Annotated in this window: 9 protein-coding genes; all 9 read right to left on the bottom strand. The window is 46.8% G+C overall.

The features are described from left to right. Window positions 1–132: 132 nt before the first annotated feature. The 9 genes from GX441_04330 to GX441_04290 all read right to left on the bottom strand — a co-directional run bounded on the left by GX441_04330 (window position 133) and on the right by GX441_04290 (window position 9,730). Window positions 133–1,293, bottom strand: a complete 1,161-nt coding sequence (locus tag GX441_04330) for a hypothetical protein (GenBank protein ID NLI97870.1) — start codon at window positions 1,291–1,293, stop codon at window positions 133–135. Between the two features lie 442 nt (window positions 1,294–1,735). Continuing rightward, the gene (locus tag GX441_04325; protein ID NLI97869.1) at window positions 1,736–2,659 is read right to left on the bottom strand and encodes a DUF21 domain-containing protein; all 924 of its coding nucleotides are present in this window, start codon (window positions 2,657–2,659) and stop codon (window positions 1,736–1,738) included. After that, the gene (locus tag GX441_04320) at window positions 2,659–3,906 is read right to left on the bottom strand and encodes an HlyC/CorC family transporter (protein NLI97868.1); all 1,248 of its coding nucleotides are present in this window, start codon (window positions 3,904–3,906) and stop codon (window positions 2,659–2,661) included. Before GX441_04320 ends, GX441_04325 begins: the two co-directional genes overlap by 1 nt. Then, window positions 3,903–4,277, bottom strand: a complete 375-nt coding sequence (gene ybeY, locus GX441_04315) for an rRNA maturation RNase YbeY (protein ID NLI97867.1) — start codon at window positions 4,275–4,277, stop codon at window positions 3,903–3,905. Before ybeY ends, GX441_04320 begins: the two co-directional genes overlap by 4 nt. Next, window positions 4,192–6,324, bottom strand: coding sequence for an HDIG domain-containing protein (locus tag GX441_04310; GenBank protein NLI97866.1), 2,133 nt, complete (start codon window positions 6,322–6,324; stop codon window positions 4,192–4,194). Before GX441_04310 ends, ybeY begins: the two co-directional genes overlap by 86 nt. Then, window positions 6,302–7,240, bottom strand: coding sequence for an AAA family ATPase (locus tag GX441_04305; GenBank protein ID NLI97865.1), 939 nt, complete (start codon window positions 7,238–7,240; stop codon window positions 6,302–6,304). Before GX441_04305 ends, GX441_04310 begins: the two co-directional genes overlap by 23 nt. A 65-nt stretch (window positions 7,241–7,305) precedes the next feature. Continuing rightward, complete coding sequence (locus GX441_04300; protein ID NLI97864.1) at window positions 7,306–7,551, bottom strand: LysM peptidoglycan-binding domain-containing protein; 246 nt, start codon at window positions 7,549–7,551, stop codon at window positions 7,306–7,308. 350 nt (window positions 7,552–7,901) lie between these two features. Continuing rightward, on the bottom strand, window positions 7,902–8,210 hold the full coding sequence (locus GX441_04295) for a hypothetical protein (protein ID NLI97863.1): 309 nt from the start codon (window positions 8,208–8,210) through the stop codon (window positions 7,902–7,904). A 119-nt stretch (window positions 8,211–8,329) separates the two neighbouring features. Beyond that, on the bottom strand, window positions 8,330–9,730 hold the full coding sequence (locus GX441_04290; protein ID NLI97862.1) for a hypothetical protein: 1,401 nt from the start codon (window positions 9,728–9,730) through the stop codon (window positions 8,330–8,332). Between the last annotated feature and the right edge of the window lie 41 nt (window positions 9,731–9,771).

Genomic DNA, 9,771 nt, shown 5'->3' with positions numbered 1-9,771 from the left:
CCTCCGTTTCAGGCTTTTAGTAGTGTACTATCCAGATTATAGGTAGAGCAAGATGCATGCCAAGTCAGCCTCAAGCATATGACGTAATTCCAAATCTTAAAAAACACACTGTTTGAAAAATCCCCCTGCAGGTTATTCTTTTGTATAACTCGCTTGAACTGACAGGAGACCCTCTATCTCCGATGCCAGTTTCTCGCCTATTCCCTCCAGGGCCAGGAGCCCTTGCCTGCCCTTTCTGCGGTACAAGTCGCCTATATCCTCAGTGAGTGAATCCACAGCCCTTCCGGCTTTGGTGAAAGCGTGCGAGCGATAAGGCGATTCGGAAAGCATCCACGACTCTCGCGCCTTTATGAAGAGGTTGCCTGCAATCTCCTTGTTTCTCCTCAGCTCCCTGGGGAAGAACGACACAGGTCTAGGAATATAATGGGTTATACCCTGGCGTTCGCATTCCTCCGCGATTGCGAGATGGCATCTGCGGCCCCACTGAGATTGAATCGCTTTGTTTTGGTTCCACTCCTCAGTCTTTTTATCCCACAAGAACGCTTCGTGTTCTTGCGGGGATCCCGCAAGGATGGCAGGGGCTCGCTTGAGGGCTTCGTAGTATACATCCTTGCATGTGCCCCAAAGGGTCAATCCGCCAAAGAGCACGAATCGTCCGCCTGAGTCGGCCGTCATTTTAACGAGAGTACGCAGTTCCTCGTCCGAGTCAAAGATATAGGGCAGGATGGGCATTGCCAGGGTGCCTATCATGACACCGGCATCCGCTATCCTCCGCATCGAACTGAACCTGCCTTTTACCGAGGGTCCCCTGGGTTCGAAGTGAAGGCGAATCTGGTCATCACTTGTGGCAACAATCGTGAAGCCGACGTATGCATCGGTCTGCTTGGAAATATCTGAAAGTATGTCCAAATCCCTCGTTAAAAGAGGCGCACGTTCGATTATCATTAAGGGGAACTTGAGCTGATAAACGATTTCGAGCATCTTGCGTGAAAGCCTGTATTTTGCCTCAACCGGTTGCCAGTCGCCGACGCAGACTACGTCTTTGATCTTTCTCGGCAACTCCTTTTTCAACCTTTCGACCGCGTTCTCCTTGACCATAACAACCTTGTCCAGAAGACGATAGTCCTTCATGGGCGCGTACTTTTCGTCCCACTCGTAGCAGTAGCGGCAGCCGTTCGAGCAGCCCTTGTAGGGATATGCGGAGTAGCGCACCCAGAACCATCCCTCGTCCGCATGCTTGTGGTCGTTGATAATTTTCTTTGTCTGGTAAAGTTGAATCTCTACATCACGCATTAATGTAATCTACTTAATATTATGAGGCAGTCAAGATCGAGAAGCTATTAAACCATTTTTTCGATTTTTTGCTGGGAGCCCCGTGGAGGAGAAGTCCGGAACTCCCAGCCATCCGACCTAGCTCGCATTGAGCTTTGAGTAGCAACCTCTCAGAAGACTCCTAACCTATATGAGCAGGCTAACGCAGCACCACGGCCTTCCCCTGCTCTCTAACCGATCCGACCGAAATCTCCATATGAATGGAAAAGCTGATTACTTCGGAGTCATTTTTTTTAATGTGATTTGAAAGCGTACATCTGTCAATTTCGTGTGGTTTTGATTTAACCGACTCGCAGCATTTATTGCAGGATAATCCAACCATATAAGACCTCTGTGTATATTGTAGGTAACTTTTTTTAGGTGTCAAGTCAAGTCTAAAAAGCGATACCTCTAGAGGTCACGACTACTCCTCGCTTCTTATCTCACCCACGAACTCCTCGAGGAGGTCCTCGAAAGTTACAATGCCTATTGGTTTTTCTTCACGGTCGAGAACGACGGCCATGTGCTCGTGTCTGGCCTGCATTGTGCGCAGAAGTTCGGTTATTCTGATACCGGGGTTCGTAAAGAAAGGCGGATAGAGCTTCACTCGCGGTTTAAGGAGGTCCTTGGAGCCAAGTATACCCTTTATGGTTCCGGATTTTCGGTCTATGACAGGATAGCGTGTGTAGCCTTCCTGAGCGACTATCTCGAGTATTCTTTTTCTCCCTGTTCCTGAAGTTATCTTTACTACCCTGTCCCAGGGAGTCATAACGTCGGCAAGAGGCGTATCGAAAGCTGAAAAAAGATTGGCGACGCGCGGTGATGTTTTTTCTTCAATGCTTCCGATTTTCTCACCAAGTTTGATGGCTGTAAGCATATCGGGTCTGCTTAAGGAAAGTCTTTCCAGTCCGCGCTCTTTCTTTTGAGGTAGACGAAATAGTCTTGCGAATGGTCGAAGAATGTAAGAAACTGGGTTGAAGAAGTCGATGGTCGTAACTACGAAACGTTCGGCTGTTAGCCTGGCAAAACTTTTAGGCAGGTATTCTCCGAATATCAAACCTCCTAGGGTTCCTACGACGATGGCGACAATGGTTCCAGATTCACCAAGCGCATCCAGGAAATAAGTGGTAATAAAAAAACCTGATAACACGACCGACATATTCGTTCCTATAAGAGTCAGCACGAGAAGAAGCTCTGTCCTTTTAAGCAATTCAAGTGCATGTTCCTGTCTTTTGGTATTTCTTGTAAGATGGGCGACCCTTACTGGATTTGCTACAACGTAAGCGGTCTCCGCACCGGCAAAAAAACCCTGTACCAGGATGAATAAAAGGCCAATAAGGAGAGTCATCAGTTCTCCACCTGATTAGTCGAGTTTAGCTTCTCAATCATCACCTTTTCGATTCGCTGTCGTTTAACCTTCCTTACCGTAATTCGTGCGCCTTTGTACTCAAGAGTCTCTCCTGGTTTAGGAATATGACCAAGCTCGTCAGTAATAAGTTCCGAGAGTCTTGAAAAATCATCTTCGGCCTCAAGGAATGCATCGTCGAATAGGCGATTTAGAGCGGTGATATCGATGTCTCCGTCAACAACGTAAGCGCCTTCCTTAATCTTTTTATAAGGATGTGCCAAATCGTACTCGTCAACTATTTCGCCGAATATCGCCTCAAGTATATCCTCGAGAGTGACGAGTCCTGCGGTTCCGCCGAACTCGTCAACCACTATTGCGATATGCTGATCGGAGCGTCTCAGCTCTTCAAGCATCTCAGAGAGCGTTTTAGTTTCCGGTACGAAGAACGGTTCTCTTAATAGATTCCTGAAGCGGGTTCTCGGTTTTGCTGTCAGAAGATCCTTAGTGTATACTATACCAACGATTCTATCCTGTGTTTTGTCGAAAACGGGATAACGCGATTTAAACGTAGTCCTTGCGTAAGTAAGAGCCTCAGATAACGAAGTATCAAGCGGCATCGCTTTCATCGCCACCCTGGGGGTCATTACTTCGCTTACGGTTCTTTCGCCCAAATCAACCAGATTGTCCATTATCTGTTCTTCCTGAGGTCGCAGAATGCCGTATCTTACCGCCATTTCTATCATCGTCTTCACCTCTTCATCAGTAGGAAAGGGTTTCTCCTTACGGCGTTTTTTGAACAAAACCTTGGAAAGTGTTCCCAAAGCCCATGTAAAAGGAAAGAATACCCATGTAAAAAAAACGAGCATTGGTGCATATAGTCTGGCAAGGAACATAGGGACCCTTACGGCGATGACCTTGGGTGTTATTTCTCCGAATAAAAGCAGTATCAAAACCATGATGACGGCTCCAAGAGAAAGCGTTCTTGGTTCGCTCCATCCGAAACGCCCGGAAAGCGCAACAAGGAGAGTGGTCCAGAGTGAAGTGGCAACGAAATTCACTACCAAATTACCGGAAAGTATCGTGCCCAGAAGCCTGTCCCTCGATTTCAGAAGCCCTTTAACCAGCCCCGATTCACCCAGTCTTTGAGTCCTCAACGGCGAAAGTGAGAAGTACGCTGTTTCCGAACTTGAGAAGAAGGCGCTTGCAGCAAGCAGCACTGCGATAGCGATTATATAAGCTGTAATCACAGATACCTTTTAAGCCGTGAGGGCATCTGGCGATGATTGTATCCCAAAAGATGAAGGATGCCGTGAACTACAAGTCTTTTGATTTCGTCATTAAGAGCCGCACCGTATTTTTGCGATTGTTCAACTGCTTTATCGAGGGATACGTATACTTCTCCGAGAAAGTCTTCCTCCTCAAAAGGGAAGGACAAAACATCGGTAGGCCCTTTCTTTGATTTGAATCTCTCGTTAAGACGAGCAAGCAAAGTATCATCCGCGAGTATTATGTTTACACCTTTCAGGCATTGCTCAGCTTTTAGTACTTTTTGGATATGCTCGCGGAGTACGTTTTTTTGCGTCCTTCTCGGCGCCTTTATCGTTATTTTGTTTCTCATAATTAATTCTTGGGTGAAAAATACCTGTTAATCTTATTACGAATATCCTTCGTACTTTTTGAATATCCGATGTCGTGAAGTTGCATTCATCCAGTTGTCCGTCTCTGACTTTCTGGTCAATTATTTCTTTAACAAGACTGTCTAGCTCTTCCCTGTCTGCAAATCCTTTTGAGCGGACCGCAGCCTCCACCGAATCGGCGAGCATTACAAGCGCTGCTTCTTTGCTTTGCGGTTTAGGGCCATTATAGCGGAAATCAGATTCCGACAGATCATCCTCACCAGGGTTTTCTAAGTACTTCTGGTAGAAAGATTCCATTCTTGTGGTTCCGTGGTGCTCGGCGATTATTTTTCTGATAGATAGAGGCAGGTTCTTTCGTTCGGCAATCGAGAGACCCTCTTTAACGTGACTAGCCAGTATGAGTGCTGATATCCTTGGTTTCAAAGTGTCGTGCGGATTGCCTTGTTCTATTTGATTTTCAATAAAATACTGGGGTTTTGTCATCTTTCCTATGTCGTGGTAGTATCCGCCGGTCAGCGCGAGAGCTGGATTTGCGGATATGATGCGCGCGGCACTTTCAGCAAGATTGCCTACGACGATGCTGTGGTGATAGGAGCCTGCAGCCCGCATCGAAAATTCCTTGAAAAGATGATTGTTAAGATTTGCAAGCTCTGAAAGAGTAAGGACTGATGTATACCCAAAAAGCCTTTCTGCAAGAAAAAAAGCAAGCATGAAGAATACCAGATTTCCTGCAGCGTTAATTCCTATAGATGAGACAATAGAGAATAGCTCACGCGGAGAGACGCCGGTTTTTGCTATCAGGAAGCCGCCCCTTGCAAGCAGACCACCTATACCTATAAATCCAAATGTTGCCAGAAAACCCATTCTGCGACCCATGAACGGGATGGCTGCAAGTGCCCCAAAGCCTGAAAGAAGCGCAAAAAGGAAGTATTCAGGCTCGGTCTGCCATGGAATATAGAGTAAAAGGGAAGTTCCAGTTGCGACGAGTATGCCTTCAAGGGGGGAGAGGAATATACCGACTGCGAGAGCGATAAAGCCTACGGGTACAAACCACCAGATAGAAAAGCGGCGCACTGCAAAAGCAACAACAAAACTTGCAACAAGAAGGATAGTCATAAATAATACATTCTTGAATGGAGGATCCTTACGGAGTATATAAAGGGAAAAGACGAATATCAGGATGACGAGTATCGAAAGGATGTTCTGGCGCAGGAACAACTCCAGTCTTATCTGCCAGTTTCCTTCTATGGCTGAATTAAGGGCCGTTATCTTTTTGAGTGCTAATTCGTCAACCCTGGAGTTTTGTTCAAGTAGAAGCTCGCCTCTTTCAACAAACCCTTCATAAGGGTTGATTCGATTGCGTGCCGTTTGCTTCCTTGCGGAGATTTCATCCTCGTCCACACTCAAATTTGGAACTAGCATCCTGAGCATTATCTCCGTGAGGGCCTCTCTTCGGATGGGATCCGAAGGAAATAATCTGCGTGCAGCATTGGTAGTAAGGGTGTCGATATCGGATGGACCAAGAAGATTTTCTGTCCTTTCCGCAAACTCCTTTCCGTTTTTGCCCATCTGAATAATAACATTCTTAATTGTCGAATACTCGGGATCGTCCTTTTCGAAAAAATACCCCTGAGAGATTACGCTTACAAAGAGGCTTTCCGCAGATGAAAGTATGATGTCGCGGCCTGGCGTAATGAGGGCTTCTTTTGTCTGGTATGAAAAATCCTTTGGCACGGAATCAGGGAATCTCAGGTTTCTCAGATTCTTCAGAATGCTCCTTTCCGTTCCTTCATCAAGTTTGAGAACCGGCGTTACCAAAGCTTCAGCGCTGTCGCGCTCGGCGTTCAGAATCTTCGGATCCTTCGGTAACCGAAACGAGATAGGGGCGTAAAGATCCTTGGAAACAGTCTCACCCAGAGTGTAGTTGAGTTTAGCAGGCGGGGAAAGAAATGGAGCGAGATTCAAGGTTGCAATTATCAGGAGCAGGCAAGCTCCAATACCCAGTCTAGATAGAGTTCTTTTCTTCATAAGCGAGGATGATTGCCGAAACTAGGGGAGGTCTGACAACATCTGTCGAGTCGAATTGAACGAATTCTATTCCCCTTACATCTTTCAGAATTTGTATAGCATCAACAAGACCTGACTCTTTCGAGTGCGAGAGGTCTATTTGAGTAATATCTCCCGTTATTATCGCACGCGAATTCCAACCCAGTCTTGTCAAAAACATCTTCATCTGGGTAGGCGATGTATTTTGCGCCTCATCGAGAATTATATATGAATCAGAGAGGGTTCTTCCTCTCATGAATGCTAGAGGAGCTATTTCAATTACCTGGTTATCGAGAAATCGTCTCATTCTTTCCGCCGGTATCATATCCGAAAGTGCGTCGTAAAGGGGTCTTAGATAGGGATCGACCTTTTCCTTCAAATCGCCCGGCAGAAATCCAAGAGACTCTCCTGCCTCGACTGCGGGTCTTGTCAGGATAATTCTGTCGATTCTATCATTTGCCAGCGCTTCAACTGCTTTTGCAACCGCAAGATAGGTTTTACCGGTTCCCGCCGGACCTATGCCAAAGGTGACGGAGTTTTCCTCAATGCTTTTAATATACTTTTCCTGATGCTCCGACTGCGGTTTAATGATTTTCCGGGGCGTATAAATAATGCCGTTTTCCGAATCTTTTCTTTCACGTATCCCCCTAACCCCTTCAATCTCGGCAACGACTATTTCTGGATTAATGAGCTTCCCTGAGCTAATGGTTTCCGAGAGCTTCTCAATGATGTTAGCGACTTTATCCACTTCTTCATCAGGCCCCTCCAGAGTCAGCTTATTGCCGCGCGCGATAATTTGCGCGTCGAAGTGCTGTCTCAACACTCGCAGGTTCTCATCCCCTACCCCTGAAAGTAGCATAGGGTCTATATCCTTGATTTTTACAATACGTCTAGCCATTTGAAGAAGACAACATGATAAGAGGGGAAGACTGGAAAGTCTTCCCCTCAGAAATCATTGCGCTATTAGCGCGGAATTTTGAAAACCTGATTGGGATAAATCAGATCTGGATCTCTGATCTGATCCTTGTTTGCCTCGTAAATCTGCGGCCACTTGGATGCATTTCCATAGACGGCCACCGAATTCGCTATCTTCCAGAGGCAGTCGCCCGATATGACCTTCCATTCGTTAAGACCGGGGATAAAGAGCACCCAGCCCGGATAGATCAGATTCGGGTCCTTGATGATATCGTTGTTCGCCTCGTAAATCATAGGCCACTTGGATCCGTCGTGGTAAACAAAGGGGTCGTCGGCTATCTTGTAAAGATAGTCGCCCGATTTAACGGTGTAACGTCCCCAATATTTAGGCTGCTTTTGAAGCTCGGCAAGTCTTGCTTCAAGTTCGGCTATCTTGGCATCGAGAGCGGAAATTTCGCTCTTAAGGCCGTTTGCCTTAGGTTCCATGCCGTTGATAGCGTCTTCGGCACTCGTCTTGCGAGTGTTGCATGCCGCCATTTGAGCTTCGGCTTCCTTTTTCGAGATCTTTTTGGCGTAGCCTACGCCGGCGAACGCAATGAGACCCACGGCCAGTAGAAGGAATAATTTTTTAGCCATAAATCCTCCTACCTTGAAGTCCCGGGCTTGAGATTTCCATCACGTGAAGGCTTGGCATTCTCAAGCTCTGAGATTTGTTGTTCGAGTTCCTGGACGCGCGCTTCTTTTGCTGTCTTATCCGATTGTAGAGTCTTCAGTTGAGACTCAAGATTGGCAAGTCTGGCCTCTGCATCGTCCGCGGCTTGACACGCTGCTTCCATTTGAGCTATCAAAGCCTTGGATGCTCCGCATCCGGCGAGCAGACCTAAACCAACGACTACCAGAAACCCAAGTGTCAGGAGTCGCTTGTGCATCTGCACCTCCTTTGATTTGCGCATATAAGCGAATTATAGAGCGAGATAAAAGTTTGTCAAGTGCAAAAGCTCTTATTCACTCCAATTTAGAACGCTTACTGAGAAATACGTAATTTGGAAAAATCGTAGAAGAAACCCTAAAATCATAATTTTACAACTTTAACCGGTCTTGCACTGCTTCTGCCTCCTGCAGACACGAAGTAAACCCCTTTATTCAGGAGTGCTCCGTCCCGGCCGCATCCGTCCCATACCGCTTCAGGGCCTTGAACCTCAAGCATTCGCACGGTTCTGCCAGCAACGTCCCGTATGATTATGATTTGCCCTGCATCGACAGCGTTTTCGAGCCTTATGCGCAATTCGTCCTTGAAGAAGGTCTTATCGACCTCAATCGCCTGAATATCCTTGGGGAGAGGGGAAGGGGAGGATTCGCTCACGCCCGAGTAGGGCAGTGAATCGAGTATCCTTCCATAAATGTCCCAGTCGCCCGAGCGGTTGTCGCACCAGACCAAAAGAAAATGCTCCTTGCCGAAGCAGATGTCGGGATACCTTTCCTCCTTGGGTCCGCCTACAAGGTAGCCTTCGTCAATCAGGGTTACACTGGTATCTATCTCGGTACCCCAAAGTGTATAGGGGCCGTGATATTTACCTACTTCAGATACGGCAAGAAAACTGCCTTTACCGAATGCGAGACTTGATTGCCAATAATTTTGAGTCGAATCGATAAAGAGTGGTTCAGGATTTATTAGACTTCCGTTTCCGTCTACGAGGTCAAACCATGGATTACCGTACTTTGAATACAGCATGCCGATTTTATCGCTGGCTGCGGCGAGTGTTACTCCATTGTAAAACCAGAGACTATCCCAATCCATTTCCCAGGGATCTCTCGGGTAAAAGTAACCGCCCTGATTAGGAGACTGTTCAAGAGTATCCTCAAGGTATATACATCCTGAAGATGTTACACAGAAGAGATGTTCCCCATTCCAAACGCCGCCATCAACATAGCAGAATTGTCCTTTAGGCCCCGGTACTTCAAGTATATCTACAGGTTCATTCCCGTTGAGCAACGACACAGCGCCACAGGTTGGGTATTCGAACTGAGCGGGAAAGCCATACGTATAAAGTAGAGCAAAATGCTCCTTGCATCGTAGCGGAATAATCGGGCCTGCTGCAAATATTCCAACTCCGCCTCCTGAACCTGGATAAGGCGTTGCTGAAGTGTCCAGAAGACTGTAACGAAGGTAAAACTCAGTCACCGAATCAGGAACAGGCAGTGAAAAGGTTAAAAGAAACGTATCTGGTGAACAGGCAATGGATGGGTCCCATACCTCACTGTCGAAAGAGTGGACAAGAATCGGGGATTCAACACTGCCGTTCTCGTCAACCTTCGTTGCGTATATTTTACCGGAATCATTCCTATTGTCAGTCCACACCACCCAGAACTTAGAACCGTCCCAGCACACGTCGGGGTAGCGCTGGTCTCCTGGGGCTGTTGTTATTGGGAACTCTAAAGACACCATCGAAAGGATAAGACTCAAAAAGACCATAAAACCTCCTTTCTTATCCTTGTTTTATTCATCTGCTTTAT

It is taken from the genome of bacterium (assembly GCA_012517375.1).
GTDB lineage: Bacteria > Hydrothermota > Tepidihabitantia > B3-TA06 > B3-TA06 > JAAYVC01.
Note: the sequence above shows the minus strand (reverse complement) of the source record. Positions and strands in the feature narration are given on the sequence as shown.